At 53.3% G+C, this 14,402-nt stretch carries 11 protein-coding genes and 4 pseudogenes; 9 read left to right on the plus strand and 6 right to left on the minus strand.

Annotation, left to right across the window (positions count from 1 at the left end):
• The first annotated feature begins 259 nt into the window (after positions 1-259).
• Positions 260-1,846, plus strand: coding sequence for a putative bifunctional diguanylate cyclase/phosphodiesterase (locus tag BBI10_RS00770; protein WP_065986120.1), 1,587 nt, complete (start codon positions 260-262; stop codon positions 1,844-1,846).
• Positions 1,847-2,131: 285 nt separating this feature from the next.
• Here the strand turns inward: BBI10_RS00770 and BBI10_RS00775 are convergent, their stop codons facing one another.
• Positions 2,132-2,398, minus strand: coding sequence for a hypothetical protein (locus tag BBI10_RS00775; protein WP_065986121.1), 267 nt, complete (start codon positions 2,396-2,398; stop codon positions 2,132-2,134).
• 697 nt (positions 2,399-3,095) lie between these two features.
• On the opposite strand from BBI10_RS00775, the gene BBI10_RS27020 reads away from it, so the two are divergent.
• Positions 3,096-3,446, plus strand: a complete 351-nt coding sequence (locus BBI10_RS27020; RefSeq protein WP_065986122.1) for a hypothetical protein — start codon at positions 3,096-3,098, stop codon at positions 3,444-3,446.
• Between the two features lie 83 nt (positions 3,447-3,529).
• Here BBI10_RS27020 and BBI10_RS27800 read toward each other — a convergent pair.
• Positions 3,530-3,679: pseudogene (locus BBI10_RS27800) on the minus strand (tyrosine-type recombinase/integrase); the annotation flags it as partial.
• 108 nt (positions 3,680-3,787) lie between these two features.
• Here BBI10_RS27800 and BBI10_RS00790 point away from each other — a divergent pair.
• The gene (locus BBI10_RS00790; protein WP_065986124.1) at positions 3,788-5,905 is read left to right on the plus strand and encodes a putative bifunctional diguanylate cyclase/phosphodiesterase; all 2,118 of its coding nucleotides are present in this window, start codon (positions 3,788-3,790) and stop codon (positions 5,903-5,905) included.
• Positions 5,906-6,270: 365 nt separating this feature from the next.
• Here the strand turns inward: BBI10_RS00790 and BBI10_RS00795 are convergent, their stop codons facing one another.
• Both BBI10_RS00795 and BBI10_RS27805 read right to left on the minus strand, forming a co-directional pair.
• The gene (locus BBI10_RS00795) at positions 6,271-6,456 is read right to left on the minus strand and encodes a hypothetical protein (protein ID WP_065986125.1); all 186 of its coding nucleotides are present in this window, start codon (positions 6,454-6,456) and stop codon (positions 6,271-6,273) included.
• A 305-nt stretch (positions 6,457-6,761) separates the two neighbouring features.
• Positions 6,762-6,963: pseudogene (locus BBI10_RS27805) on the minus strand (tyrosine-type recombinase/integrase); the annotation flags it as partial.
• Positions 6,964-7,455: 492 nt separating this feature from the next.
• Between BBI10_RS27805 and BBI10_RS00800 the strand changes: the two are divergent.
• The 4 genes from BBI10_RS00800 to BBI10_RS00815 all read left to right on the plus strand — a co-directional run bounded on the left by BBI10_RS00800 (position 7,456) and on the right by BBI10_RS00815 (position 9,398).
• A complete protein-coding gene (locus tag BBI10_RS00800) occupies positions 7,456-7,728 on the plus strand; it encodes a hypothetical protein (RefSeq protein ID WP_065986126.1) in 273 nt (90 codons plus the stop codon).
• Between the two features lie 100 nt (positions 7,729-7,828).
• Positions 7,829-8,083 carry an AbrB/MazE/SpoVT family DNA-binding domain-containing protein gene (locus tag BBI10_RS00805; RefSeq protein WP_065986127.1) on the plus strand — a complete coding sequence of 85 codons (255 nt, stop codon included), beginning with the start codon at positions 7,829-7,831 and terminating at the stop codon, positions 8,081-8,083.
• Between the two features lie 29 nt (positions 8,084-8,112).
• Positions 8,113-8,427, plus strand: a complete 315-nt coding sequence (locus tag BBI10_RS00810) for a type II toxin-antitoxin system ChpB family toxin (protein WP_432213735.1) — start codon at positions 8,113-8,115, stop codon at positions 8,425-8,427.
• Positions 8,428-8,858: 431 nt separating this feature from the next.
• The gene (locus BBI10_RS00815) at positions 8,859-9,398 is read left to right on the plus strand and encodes a hypothetical protein (protein ID WP_065986131.1); all 540 of its coding nucleotides are present in this window, start codon (positions 8,859-8,861) and stop codon (positions 9,396-9,398) included.
• A gap of 193 nt (positions 9,399-9,591) precedes the next feature.
• On the opposite strand, the gene BBI10_RS00820 is transcribed toward BBI10_RS00815, so the two are convergent.
• Complete coding sequence (locus BBI10_RS00820) at positions 9,592-11,619, minus strand: TonB-dependent receptor (RefSeq protein ID WP_065986128.1); 2,028 nt, start codon at positions 11,617-11,619, stop codon at positions 9,592-9,594.
• A gap of 405 nt (positions 11,620-12,024) precedes the next feature.
• On the opposite strand from BBI10_RS00820, the gene BBI10_RS00825 reads away from it, so the two are divergent.
• Positions 12,025-13,122, plus strand: a complete 1,098-nt coding sequence (locus tag BBI10_RS00825; RefSeq protein WP_083232974.1) for an alpha/beta hydrolase — start codon at positions 12,025-12,027, stop codon at positions 13,120-13,122.
• 347 nt (positions 13,123-13,469) lie between these two features.
• On the opposite strand, the pseudogene BBI10_RS00830 reads toward BBI10_RS00825, so the two are convergent.
• Positions 13,470-13,665: pseudogene (locus BBI10_RS00830) on the minus strand (PLDc N-terminal domain-containing protein).
• 432 nt (positions 13,666-14,097) lie between these two features.
• Here BBI10_RS00830 and BBI10_RS00835 point away from each other — a divergent pair.
• Positions 14,098-14,402, plus strand: a pseudogene (locus BBI10_RS00835) (hypothetical protein); the annotation flags it as partial.

Below are 14,402 nucleotides of genomic sequence, written 5' to 3' on the forward strand. Positions count from 1 at the left end.
GCTGGCTGATACTTAATGAAGAGCGGGTCGGTTGCGTGGTTTGCTCACAAGGCGCAGTTTCCCAGGGCAAACTACTAGAGCGTCGCTTTTTGGTGATAGCCCCAACCTTCGTTGGTAGGCCCATAACAATGAAGCTCCCCAGAAAAAGACATTCTTCTTTATTGGAGGAATAAACAGGTTCTATAAACCGACACCATGGCTTTATGGGGTGATGGCCATATGATATTACACGCTGTTAGCTTGGCCTGTGAGGCCGCCCATGACCTATTTACGCTTACCCAGTCCATACCGTCTGATACAGCTGCTTTTTCTCATTCTGCTTACCGTCATGGGTCTTTCCATTCTTTGGGAGTTCGAGCTGGAGGCATGGGTGATGCGGGGGCTTGGCCTTCCCTATGACGGCATTTTTGAGGACGGGGAAAGGTTACGTTTCGTACTGACATCTACGGGCTTTTCACTGATCGCCATGATCGGGCCGGGAGTGATGCTTATAAAAATGATCAGTAATGCCAGACGCAACTACCTTCAACTGGAAGGGTTGCAGTCCCATACTGAGAAGCTGGCAAGGTACGACTCACTCAGCGGCCTGCTCAATCGGCGTGCCTTTATGGAGCTTGTAAACGAGCAACTCGCTCAGTTGGAACCTGTGATTGTGATGCTGATCGACCTTGACTATTTCAAGGCGGTTAACGATCAGCGCGGGCATGCAACGGGTGACGCAGTGCTCATTGAGGTAGCAAAACGACTGGAGGAGATTGCAATCAAGTACGGCTGCATCGCTTCGCGTCTAGGAGGCGATGAATTCTGCGTCGTATTTACCAGCCGTAGAGAGGAACGCGAGCTGGGCCTCATTGCCGCAGATGTGATTTCGCGAATAGGGGCCCCTATGCTCGAGAAGCTTCGACCCTTCCGACAGGGAGCTACAGTTGGCATCTCTCGTTCGTGGGTCGACGCTACCGAAACCTCAGCGCTATTGCACTGCGCAGATGTAGCAATGTACAGGGGTAAGGTTACGGGTCGTTCAACCTACCATTTTTACGAAACAGAGCATGGGCTCCAATATCAGGCTCAAATCGATGAAGACGCTGCGCTTAAACAGGCAGTGGAACTGAATGAGATCGTTCCATTCTATCAGCCTATTGTTGCACTGCCTTCTCAGGAAGTCGTCGGATTTGAGATCTTGGCCAGATGGCTCAAGCCAGATGGGAGCACTGGGATGCCTGCTGATTTTATTCCAGCGCTTGAACGCCTAGGGTTGATCCCCATGATGACTCAATCTCTCGTTAAGCAAGCTTGTAACGCTGCCAGGGATTGGGACGATCACCTTCATCTTTCGCTGAACGTCAGTGCAGCAATGATCACCGATGAGCTTTTTCCTGATCGGTTCCTGGAGCAGTTGCGCCATGAGCAGTTTCCATTTGACCGCTTTGAGGTCGAAATAACCGAAGAGGCCTTGGTCGGCAATATCGAAGCGGCCGAGCGCAACCTGAACAGACTTCACGCACATGGCATCACAGTGGCACTTGATGACTTCGGCACTGGCTACTCAGGTCTTTATCATTTGACACGTTTGTCCATTGATAAAATCAAGATAGACCGATCTTTTTTTGAGATCGGTAAGACTGATCATCGTCCAATGGTAGAAGCCATTTTAGGGATGGCACGTAGCCTGAATATGAAAGTAACCGCGGAAGGCATCGAGGATTTTCACTCACCCTCCCTTCCATCTTGGCTGGCCAGCAATGGGTGTAATTATGCTCAGGGGTATCACTACGGTCGGCCCCAGGCTCACGTTTCACGCTCCGTCGCTGGAGTTCCTGATTCAACAGTTCTATCGCGGGTGTAGTTGGTCAAGCAGCAAAACTGCTGACATTTCACCTTGACTCAGCTGCAAGCCATCTGCCACAAGCTGACCGCGCACTGATCAACTGGATTTGCCCGGAACTTGGGAGTTTCCTCCAGATACCGCAGCAGGTGAATGCAGACTGTCGTGGTCTCAACCACGTCCGACCAGATCCGCACCTGACCGCCCGATTGCTAGACAAAGCCATCAAGCTCAAGATATCTCTCCGGTCAGAGACTACCAAAGGGCCCCGCTATCTACCCTTGCGGATGCTTGTGCAAGACAATTTCATTTGCATCTTTGCAACTCCAATCGTCGCTTCAGTAACCCTCTTTGACGTCTTTCCAGCTCCTTGGCAAGCGCTGCAAGCTTGGCTTCACCGAACGCAATGGCCCTGGCTTTCGTAAGAAAAAGTTCGTCAACGTGGTAATTGCGGCCCTTGTCAGTGCGGTCATATGCGCTGTTAGCGAATCCCTGGTCCACGAGTTCGACCTCCAGCAACTGAAAATTCCGTGTCAGCAGCCATGCGGTGTAGGGGTAGGTTCTGTCGCTCATCGAAGTCTTGGTCACCACAATTGATCGCTATATAGATAAAAGCATAGCGAGATGTGTTGCTACAACAACCTCATGCACGTAGGGCAGGGCAGGCAGGCGACATGTCTGGATCTGTAGGCAAGAAACATCAAGGAAGGAGCCCGCCAGGGGAGGTAGGAAGGCCTGGCGGGCTAGGTCTCGTACTGCTAAGGCCCGATAACGCTATAGATCACTCTAGGGTAGTGAGGCGTTATGGCGGAGAGCTGCCCTCCCTTAGGTCGTTTCGGGTCGTGGTGAGCTCGCATCTCCAGGGCACACTACCAACACTGAAGCATTCCGTTTAGCTTACTCCGTTGGGAGCCTGCATGACTTGCGGGACTTTCCTGGCCAGATCTGTCGGAATGTTAGGCTTGGAGATGACGTCATAATCAATACCCCCAGCGTCAGTTGCAGACTCTTGCCTTCAATGAATGAATGCATTTTGAAATCGCATCCCGACAGGAACGACAGCATCATTGGTAGCGTCGTGGCAGTCTGCCTGCAGGCGATTGCAGCTGCTGTCCAGCACTGTCCCAAGGTTCCTATAGTTGACACCAGGTCGCACTCTGGAATAGAGCCCCAAAAGGTCAATCTTTCTGAAGCCAGCGCCGCACTCGGTATGGGTCGGTCAGTGAAACGTTAGACTTGCCCGAAAAATGACCCATCAAAGGAGTCAAACGTGTTTGTGATCCCGCTGGACCTCGGCGCAAGTGAAGCGATGCAAGCCATGATGGTCTATTCCAATGTGCTGTACCCACAGCGTGTTCGGTACTTTTTCTACATCTGCAAAGAACAGCTTCAAGGTCGCTGCAGAAAGGATCTGGTCATGCGCCTCGACAAGGTCATGGACGTGGCCCTAGTGCAGAGCGGGGAATGGCACAGCCGACTGACGATGGTGTTGCGCGAAGCGCTCGAGCTGGGCGCCCTGCACAGGGCCGACCACGATTTCTTCTTGGCGCAATTGGGCCACTGCACCCCTAGGAGGCACGAAAAACCCCCGATTCGGGGGTTGCAGCGAACCGGCAATTGATCACCAGGCGTCTCATGACATCTGTCATGTGGGACGTACCTACTCTCGACTAAACATGAATCGCTCACGACGGTTACAGTAATAGCCAAACCGCGATGTTTGAGCTGGGCGCGCCCAGCGAGCACGTGCGTTCGGGTCACCGCACGAAACTCATCGGTCAAAGCCAGATCGACAAACTCTCAAAAGCCTTCCAGGTCATTTTGATAGGCACGGCTTGTCCGGGGATTGTCCAGCTCGAATTAGTCACGATCATTGGCGGTGTCTTCAGTCAGTTTCGCGAAATGTGCACCCGGACGGTCAGTTGATCGACGAGATCTCAACTAGGCTCGTTTTCACAGGAGATGAATCGGGAGATCACCGCCGGGCAGATTCCAGTGGCTCGACACCCGCAGCAAGGTAGAATGGTGGCTTATAGCCATGACAAGGCCTCATTAGTGCATGCTGTGGAATTTTCTATGTTAGACGCTAGCCAGATTGAACGAGAACTCGAGAAAACAACTAGCGCTGCACGCTTCTCTGAGCAATTGGAGCTACGTTATCAGAGCGATATCCATACTACCCGCCGGCACCACCTGATTCTGTGCTTGATCTTGGGAGGTTTCACATTCGGTAGTTTTTCACTATGGATGGTCATCATAAATCCGAAGGATTTGGTATCAGCAATTTTGCAGATGGTCGGAACATGTGTACCAAGCACTCTACTGGGTGTGTTGCTTCTAAAGAAGTTATCGGAGCACTGGAGAGAATACGTCTCCATGTTGCCCTCATACACCGGATTTATAGCCGCTTACAACGTAGTAATTAACGGTGAACAACCTGTTTCGGGTGAGCAGTCACTGTTCATGTTTTGTTGGCCGCTGATGCTTATTTATGTCAATACGTGCATGAAAAGCCCTTTTAATATTGCTTTGATATACAACATATTTTGCTTAACTATCACAGCTTGGGGTGTGCATACAGCCCCGATTTCCCTGAGTGCTGGCGGCTTGATAATGACCGCTATAGGATCCTCATCTTTTTTCTCATTGCTCGGCAACTACTGGTCCAACGCCGAAGCCAGACGAAGTTACCTGTATTGGCTACGTGAGGAAACCAGAGCCTCTAGTCTCACAGATGCCAATAGTGACTTGCAACGCCTTTCAGAGACCGACTCGCTGACCGGTCTGGCTAACCGTAGGCACATACAACCGCAACTGGATGCGCTTACGGCAAAGCATTTGGATGGACAGTCCGAGGGCGCATTATTTTTGATCGATATAGACCATTTCAAACGCTTTAACGACCATTATGGACATCTTATGGGCGATGAGTGCTTGAGAGCTGTTGCCACGGCTCTGGGCAGTTGCTTCATTTCGCCTTGCGCCGTAGCACGATTCGGCGGTGAAGAGTTCATTGCCGTTTTGCCAGATACCTCTCATGATGAGGCCCGCAGGATCGCTCACCACGTATTGCAAACCATACGTGAACTAAACATCGCCCATCTGGGACGTACAGACGGCATCTCGGTCATCACTGTCAGCATCGGATTAGCGCACAGTGCGAGTAGTGCGCTAACCGATAGCACCTCACTTCTGGATCAGGCTGACAAAGCTCTGTATCGAGCTAAAAGAGGTGGCCGCAATCGTCTAGAGGATACGGGATTTATTTTTTCTCAAAACGATGAGTCGCTTCTAACCCCGGAGGATATCCGAGAGGCGTTAGCAACAGACCAATTCGACCTGCACTTCCAACCGCTGTATCAACTCGAACCTTATCAGCTCACTGGATACGAAAGCCTTATTCGCTGGCTGCATCCCAAGCTCGGAAATGTGCCACCTGATTTATTCATCGCAATGGCAGAACGCAGCGGGCTGATTAATGCTGTAGGTGACTGGGTTTTGGATAAATCCTGTGAAGCGGCCAGCCGCTGGCATGACGCTGTCAACATATCAGTGAACCTTTCACCTATACAGCTTGCCAACACAGATTTTCCGATGAAAGTGGCGGGTGCATTACTTAAACATGGTCTCGCGAGCCATCGGCTAATATTGGAAGTAACCGAAGGCGTGCCTCTGCGTATAAATGATCAACTATTGAGTACAGTTTCCGGTCTCTGCAACTTGGGCGTACGACTGGCTCTGGACGATTTCGGTCAAGGTCATGCCAACTTGGCTTATTTACTGAAGCTTCCATTCCATTGTTTGAAGGTTGACCGTCAGGTACTCAGAATTGAAAACAAAGCCCAACGCGAGGAGGTGTTGACGGCCCTTTTGAAACTGGGGCATGCATTTGATCTCAAAGTGTTAGCGGAAGGCGTTGAGACTGCTCAGGATCTCGAGTTGTTGCGTACTCTAGGCTATGACCATGCGCAAGGGTATTATCTTGGACGTCCTCAACCGAATACATTTTCTTGTGACTCGTTACCCCCCACGCAGTCGCTGGCGCCCCATTGTCATCTTCATATAGTGTTAGGTAACTGACTGAACTTACTGCTAAGATTATTAGTCGACGTTCTCGATAATCTAAAGTCCGCTCCTTTTGCTACCCCACATACTGTTGTATCGGATGCCAAATAGAGAGTGCAACCGCCGGATCACTTAGGAAGTGGTTCTTGTGTTCAGCCGCCTCAGCCTACTCGCTAGGCACTTTGCCGTGGATTTGCGGTGTGCGAATGGACCACGTGGTAGCGTATCGGGCCTGATCTGAACGTTTGGCACTACGAGTACTCCGTTCATCAGGTAAAGCGTATGTTGAACTAAGATTGTGCCATGCAGATCAATAGGTTATTGATAACCTAGAGGGCATTTCCATGATCAAGGCACTTCCCTTACCTTTACTCTTCGCATTAGCGCTTGGCTTGCCTGGCTGTGAAAAATCGTCCGAAGACCACACGCAAGATGCCAACAAGCATTAACAAGCGTCTGATCAGAAACAGGTTGAGGGTAATCCCGGGCAGGCCGCTGATGAGAAGGCTCAGGCTGATAAGGACTATGCTGAGGCTCATGAAGCCCGAGCTTCTGAAGATCGCCATCAGGCCCCATCCTTAGCTGTGCCTGGGTATATCAAAGCTCCAGAAAAAAACTGACCGCGAGGATAATGCTCACCTCCCACGCGCGGGCGTGAGATTAATTTTCCTTGCCGCCGACGCGCCCGATAATTTCTGGAACAGGTGCATCTCAGCGCTGCATCCCTGCGCAGGATGGCGGAGCTGAATGCAGCAAAGTCGCCGAGATGGCGGTGTGTTCGAGACGGTGTGCAGATAAAGCGCATCCCCTCGGGCAGACCCGATCGCCTTTAATGCTAGAGTTCGGTAGGTGTGTTCGCCATCCGCTTACGCCATGGCTGCACCTTGGCGATATCCGCCTCGTGTTCCAGGGCATTGGTGGCTGCCGTTGCGCGCAGCCCGTGTACGAGTCCCGCAACCTCTACCCCTGCAGCTCTGGCGTAGTGCCCTACCAACCGCATAGAGGCCGTCGGCGCTGATCCCTGCACCCGTTGCGCGGCCGCGCAGCGGGTGGAAGAGGGGAGCCGTGCTGTCCTGCTAATCATGGCCGCAAACGCATACCGGATCTTGTTGCCATCTGAGCCACCTCGATTGCCTGCTTTCTGTACTGATTCATACGGCAGGAAGTGTCACAGCGGGCTTTAACAGACTGGCGAGCGTTATATGAATGCGGGCCTGCTGGAACCTACCGCAGCGTTCCAGCTCGGCGGCCATCTCCAGATGCCAGTCCCTCATTTATAGTGACCACAGGCTACGAAGCCGAAGTGAGTCATGATCTGCCTGCCGGAGTCGCGTTCCTGCAAAAGCCTTGGAGTTTGGACCAGCTGGTTCAGACAGCTAGGCACATGCTCAAAACGGCCACTGATCGCGGTTAGATATGTCGGGTACTATGTTTAGTTGGTCCCACATCAGGACCCGCCTAGGCGGTTTTTTTGCTGCTTGCTAGACGTAACAAGCCTTGGGATTGACGTACCATAAGCCCGCCCTGTTGCTGCGCCTTGGTCCCTTTCCTCCTAGGAGCTGGTTATGCCACCTGCCGATCTCGATTTTCTGGACACCTCGGATCTGCCGCATGGTTTGAGTGAGCAGGCCTATGCCACCTGGCGCGTGGCCCTGCGCGACCTGTATAGCAGCCAGACCGAGGTTCAGGTCGAATATGGCTATCAGTTCTGTCGCGGTTTTATCCAGGCCCTGCAGGACATGCAGGCAATCGAACCCGATGTGTACCTATTTCTCGAGGCTCAGGTGCATGGCGTATGGATCGAGCGCATTTCTGCCCTTAAGGCACGAGGTCACTGACGCGCTTTGGAGCTGGCATTGTAGATACTATGTTTATACAAAAAGCTTGCGGTTAGTGTTTTTGGTATCTACAATGTGTATACTTTTTTAGGAGGCTGTTATGGAAGTCAAAGTGCAGCAGTGGGGCAATAGCGCGGCGATACGCTTGCCTGCAACCGTGCTTAAGCTGATGAATCTGGTTAGTGGCGATGTGTTGAAACTCGATGTATCCGCCGAGGTTATTACGCTCAAGCCTGCGAAGGCCAAGCCGCATTACGCGCTGGCCGAGCTCATGGCGCAGTGTGACTTGAGCGCGCCGGATCCTGCCGACATGGCAGCGTGGAATGCGATGTCAGCCGTTGGGCGTGAAGCGTGAAGCGAGCCAAATTAAACCGTGGCGATATTGTGCGCTTGAACATGAATCCCACCGCTGGCCGTGAGCAGCAAGGCGATTTTCGTCCGGCGCTGATCATTTCGCCTGCGGCGTTCAACGTGTCGGGCTTGGTCCTGATCGCGCCCATCACCCAAGGCGGGGATTTTGCCCGATATGCCGGCTTTGCCGTGCCACTGAGCGGTTCCGGCACCGAGACGCAAGGTGTGGTGTTGTGTAATCAAATCCGCACCGTTGACCTTGAGGCCCGTGGGGGTAAGCGCGTAGAGGCGGTCCCCGAGGTGGTGATGGACGATGTACTGGCCCGCATTCAAGTGCTGATTGAGTAAAGAAAAAATGATCAAACGCCTGACCAAAATTGCATTTCTATCTTGCCTTGTAACAAGGGATCAATGTCATGCCGATGATCGACCCCGACGAAATCAAGCCTACGATCGACTCAGTGCAGGCTGCTTTTGCGGCTTACAGTGATGCTGGCCAAGCCTATGCACGGGAGCGCAATCATCACCCCCATGACGCAGGTGGGCTACAGCGCACTTACGAAGCCATAAGCCAAACCGGGCAGGCGTACGAAGATGCCCAATCTGCCTTGATTCCTATTGTCCACCACGTTATTGGCAAGGCCGAGCGCAGCGCGGCTTCTTCAATGCAAGACGCGGATTGGCCGATGAAAAGACACTTTGCTGCACCCCAAGCCCCGGGTACTGGCAACCCTTGTAACCAAGGGCAGGGCACACATAACTTGTTAAGGAATGCCATCATGAATGGATACGAAAGCCCCAGCATTGAGTCTGCACATGCAGGGTATCGACTGTCCTGGTTGGCCTATGTCAGCACCGTCTTGACGATAATTTTTTTCATTGCTGTTTCAATTAGCATTGGCGGGTGGACGTTACACAACGCGCAAACGGATGCTGCTTTTCGGCTCGGCATGGCAGTGAGCGTGTTTGTTCTGGTAGTTTCGCTGCCTCTCTGTATCTACAAAATCCTCTTTCTCAGAAGCGTGCGGGTTTACACGGATGACGTTGGAGTTTGGCTGTACCGGGGGATTTTGCCTTGGAGCAAAGGGGTTCGTGGCGTGAAGTGGCGGGACATTGAAGATGCTATGTATTACACAGGTTTTCTCAGCTGGATGTTCCGCTCCTATACCGTGCGTATTGGCCACCGTTTTACCAAGACAAGCGAAATCTACGTGCACCATCTGGCACAAGGTCAGAACGCGGTCGAGCACATCAATCAGCTTCATCAAAGCATTCTCAGAGGCGAGCTAAGCTCGGTGGCTGAGCTTGAAGTCAGATAAATGTGTCCTAGGATTTGCGGGCTGATGCCTTTTAGGGCGAAAAGTCACCTTGCCCACTACCAGCTCCGCGACAATGGAAACATCTTGAATGCAATCAGAACAGAGCTTGTGAGAGTGGCCGTCGCGTGCGGACCATTTTACATGCTGAGCTCAGGTCGCCGATACGTGGTATCGGCGGTTGGGTGAAAGCAGGTTATAAGTTTGTTCGCAAACCAACTTCGACACTTCTTCCCTGAGCAGGCGCAATATCGCGAAGAATTGAGCTGGCGTACCTCACAGTCTGATTCGTCAAGTTTTCACCATTAACGAATGCCAGCCATTGGCTACCGCCCAGGTCAAATTTGTACCCTGCACTCGCGCCTAAAGTCGTATAGCCGTCAGTTCCGGATTCATTATCCGGCACGTTGTGCTGCGAGCTCGCATGCTCGACGTCGACCCTGGCCTGCCATTTGTCCAGCTCCCACAGCAGCCCACTGTTCAGTCGCAGGGGGGCGATACGCGGCAAAGCCTCGCCAGTGTCCAGATTCTTAGCGCGGGTATAGTCACCGGAAAGCTCCAGCGCAATGTTACCGTAGCGAGTCTCAGCCAGCTTCCAATGATCCTGTGCTTCGAAACCGGCAAATCGAGCACGTACGCCTGAGTAGGTGAATTCAGGGATGCCGTCGGCGTCCTCTTCACCCTCGTCGTTGAGCGATCGGCCGCTACTCAATAGCCCAATGTAATTCGAAAAATGGCTATAAAATACGCCTACGCTGCCCTTATGGGCGCCATTGTCAAACCGTAGCGCCAAGTCGCTGGACACTGCTTTTTCCTTGGATAAGTCAACGTCACCTACCTCGTAAGTGCCTGTGGCAACGTGTGCACCGTTGGCGTACAGCTCGTAAAACGTTGGCGCACGTTCGGTATAGCCCAGAGTTGCTGCCAATGACCAGACCGGCGTAAGCGTATACACCGCGCCTGACGACAAGCTACCAGTAGTAAAACTGCTAGAGCGATCAGCGCTATTAAACCGCATGTTGCCCTTAGCATCCGGATCGACTGTCGTGTGCTCCAGGCGAACGCCCAAGCTCAGCATGAGTCGGTCACTGGATTGCAGTTCTTCGAGAATGAACAGAGCTCCAGCATTGGTATCGGTCTGCGGCACAAATGCTTCGTCACCAAGCGCGGAAAACTCACCGCGCGTCAACTGCGCACCCACCACACCATTAAGCGGTCCTATCGGCTGATGGCGGGCCTCCACCCGAGTCTCATAACCCTTGTTTTTGAAGGTGGTGCCTATCTCGCCGTCTTCAATCTCCATGTGTTTGTAGTCTGTGTACCCTGCGTCTAATTTCACAGATGTGAAGGGACCGGACAGATTGCGGACCTCAGAAGCAAACGCGTAGTGATCTTGCTCCATGCGGATGCGAACGTCCTGCTCGGCAGGCGATCCGTAGTTAGAGTCGTAATTGCTGTAGGACACTCCGGCATAACCGTCATCCCATGTGTAGGAGCCACCTACGGCACCACCTTCTTGGCGCCCGTCGCTGTTGCCGAGGCGATGTTTTTCATCGTCTCCCTCTTCGCGGGTCCGTTGATCAGAGGTGCGAGCGTAGCCCGGGATACGCAGGTCATTAAAATTACGAGCATTGGCATCGATGTGCAGCGCAAATTGACCGTTGCCGGCTTCCAGCTTTCCGGCGCTACTACGCGTGGTGTCGGCACCGCCATATCGCAATTCACCGGAACCGTGTATGCCTTCGATGGATTCAACAGGAATGCGGTTGTCCAATGTATTTACCACGCCGCCAATGGCACTGCCTCCATATAACAATGCAGCGGGGCCACGCACGATTTCGATGCGATCAACATTGACAGGATCCAGCGGCACCGCATGGTCGTAAGAAAGCGACGACGCATCCAGTGCGCCAACGCCATTACGCAAGATCCTGATTCGATCGCCGTCCAACCCGCGGATGATTGGCCGACTGGCGCCTGGTCCGAAATAAGACGACGACACGGCTGGTTGATTGTTCAAGGTTTCGCCCAAACTGCCCCTCTGCGAAAGGGTCAGTTTATCTCCGGTGAGGACAGTGCTCGGCAAAGCCAGCTGCTCGCTACCTAGTGGATTCGCGGTAATCACTTGTGGATCTACTTCTATGGCGTAGGCCGGCGATGCAATCAGTAAAGCTGTTGCAATGGGCGGGAGGCGCCAGAATTGCAATTTGGGGCAGCGAGACATGCAGGTTTCCTTGAGGACAATGAAAAATAGAGGCAATGTTATAACATAACCCTTGAGGTGCGGTTGTTTGGATTGCCGACTGATTGAGGAAGTCATGACCGAGCGCGAGGCTGGCTTATCTCAGCCCACCTGAATCGGTCCGCAATCGGTGATCATTACCGGGCGTGCGGTATGCCCTGGCTGTATGGAAAGCCTGGCATTGGAAGATTAGAAAACGGCAACTAGTGGCCGACCGCGTAGTGGGAAAAGTCGGCCAGCAGCGTTGGATTTAGCTCCCTACCGCTGATCCGTATAAACGCTGTCTGCCTTGAACACTAGTTGTTTTCCTCGGACAAAGCGTAGGCGCGGCTTCTGCAGCGCCCGCCGCCACTTCGTGGCCACAGCTGCACCCATCGAGGATTCACCATGCGTTCTTCCCATCCAATACGTTGTGCCCTGGTTGCTGCAGTAACCGCCGTCAGCTTGGCAACCTTGGCCGGTTGCGCTCGCGATCCGGAAAAACCTACTTTGTCGGAATTAGCTGTCAGCTCGACCAAGAGCTTGTTCCGCACTGACAGCGACATGCAGAAAGTGCTTAACGCCCAAGCTGCGTTCGATCCTAAAGCTATTGAAAAAACCACGCCGGAGGAAGCCCGTAAACAGCCTACTGTGGCTGATGGCGTAAAGCGGGTACTGGCCGACCAGAAGCGTGACAGCAGCCCCACAGCACTGGTCCCGGGCGTGGCAACCCATGAGATCACCGTAGCCGGTGCTGCAGGGAACTTGCCAGCAACCGTCTATACCCCTGCTGGTAACGGACCATTCCCAGTAGTGCTGTATTTCCACGGCGGCGGTTGGGTGATCGCGGACCGCACCGTGTATGACGGTGGCGCCCGCGGCCTGGCCAAACAGGCCAATGCTATCGTGGTGTCAGTGGACTACCGTCGCGCGCCTGAATATAAATTCCCGGCAGCCCATCTAGACGCTGTTGCTGCCTACCGTTGGCTCACTGCCAATGCTGCTAGCATTGGCGGAGACCCTAAACGCCTAGCGTTGGCCGGCGAAAGCGCCGGCGGCAATCTGGCGCTCGCCACTGCTGTGGCAGCACGCGATCAGGGCCTGACCTCGCCCAAGAGTGTGATTGCTGTGTACCCAGTGGGGCAGACCACGACCAACACCGAGTCGTACTTGAAGTACGCTGACGCCAAGCCACTCAATCGCCCCATGATGCTTTGGTTCGTGGCCAATGTGACCAAAAGCTCTGCCGATCTGAAGGATCCACGTTTGGATCTTGTGCACGCCAACCTTCACGGTCTGCCGCCAGTGACTCTGATCAACGCCGAGATCGACCCGCTGCGTGATGACGGTGCGCAACTGGAGCAGGCGTTGCGAAACCAGGGCGTAAGCGTGGAGCGCAAGCTGTATGACGGCGTGACCCACGAGTTTTTTGGCACCGCTGCGGTGGTGGAAAAGGCTCAGGAAGCACAGGCCTATGCCGGCGCTCGCCTGAAGGCAGCATTCTAACCAGCCCTCTGGCTGCTGCGATGTCAACCCGTAGCAGCCAGTAACTTGGCTTACAGCTGGGTCAAAACGTACCTACCGTATGACAGATATGGATCATCAGACGTCCGTCGCAATCGGCGACATCCGACCCAAAACAGACGTGTCCAACGTGACTCTTTAGCTGAGATCCTGGAATCGGAGGCGTTCAGTTACGTCTTCAGAAACGATGACCTTGCAACCCCGGCTTACTGAACCGCAGTCAAGTTGAACGTAAACCTCGCCGCCTCGTCCATCAGCCCTTCCTCGTGACTTGGCTGGGTTCTAGTCAAAATTGAATAAGGACGGCCAGTTGCTGCAGGGCTCACGTTTCATCCCTTGCTGTGTTCAGGGTAGGAGGGGGGGACGGACGATACCGCGCGGACCTGCGATGCCCCACATAGCCCAGCCTACAATGGGAACGATCAACACAAATGCGGCCCACGCAGCTTTGACCAACCCGCTCTTGTTACTTCGAGAAACGCTGTAAATGATCCAGACGTCGATGAGCAACATGATCAACAGCATTGCAGTCGTGAAGAGTGTGATTCCACGTGAGTTACTCCTGACGATGGTTAAAAGGAAGACCTGTTCAAGGCTTGTTTGTCTTCAACGCACACTGACTGAATGACGAGCAGCGAGGTTCGATGATGGAGTCCATGCGAAAGATTTAGTTTGTTAGTTCATCCTGTTGACGCACATCCCTCCTTCTTTTGCTCGCTACGTCGGCATACGTATGTGGATCATGGCCTCTCGGCCGTGTGGGCTGAATCAGTCATGCCGCTGGCGTCATTCGGACTATGTCGTCTCTGGATGGATACGAAAAATCAAACAAACACGGCTTTGACCGGTCTACCGCGCTAATGTCGGGAAATGCTGAACGTTTCTGATGCTCGTGGTGACTGGTTTTTCATTTTAAGAGCGGACCCAGCGTCACATCCTCCTATAGCGAGAAAAAACATGGCTCAATCAAAGAAAACAGCACAGCAGAGTGACGCGGATGACACTGTCGTGGCGATCCCGCATGGCTTCTACGACAAGTATGTGGGCACTGCGGACGAAGACACGATTGTCGGCACCACCAACGCTGATGTCATCTTTGGCGGCGATGGCGACGACATCCTCATCGGTCAGGGAGGGGATCCCGATCCGTTCAGCAACGCACAGGATCGCTACAACGGCGGCGCAGGCGTCGATACGATCACCAGCCACTCCGCTTATGTCTACGGGAACACGTTCGTCTACACCTCGGTGACGGACAGTTA

The sequence above is a fragment of the Pseudomonas graminis genome (genome assembly GCF_001705435.1).
In the GTDB taxonomy this organism is placed as follows: domain Bacteria; phylum Pseudomonadota; class Gammaproteobacteria; order Pseudomonadales; family Pseudomonadaceae; genus Aquipseudomonas; species Aquipseudomonas graminis_B.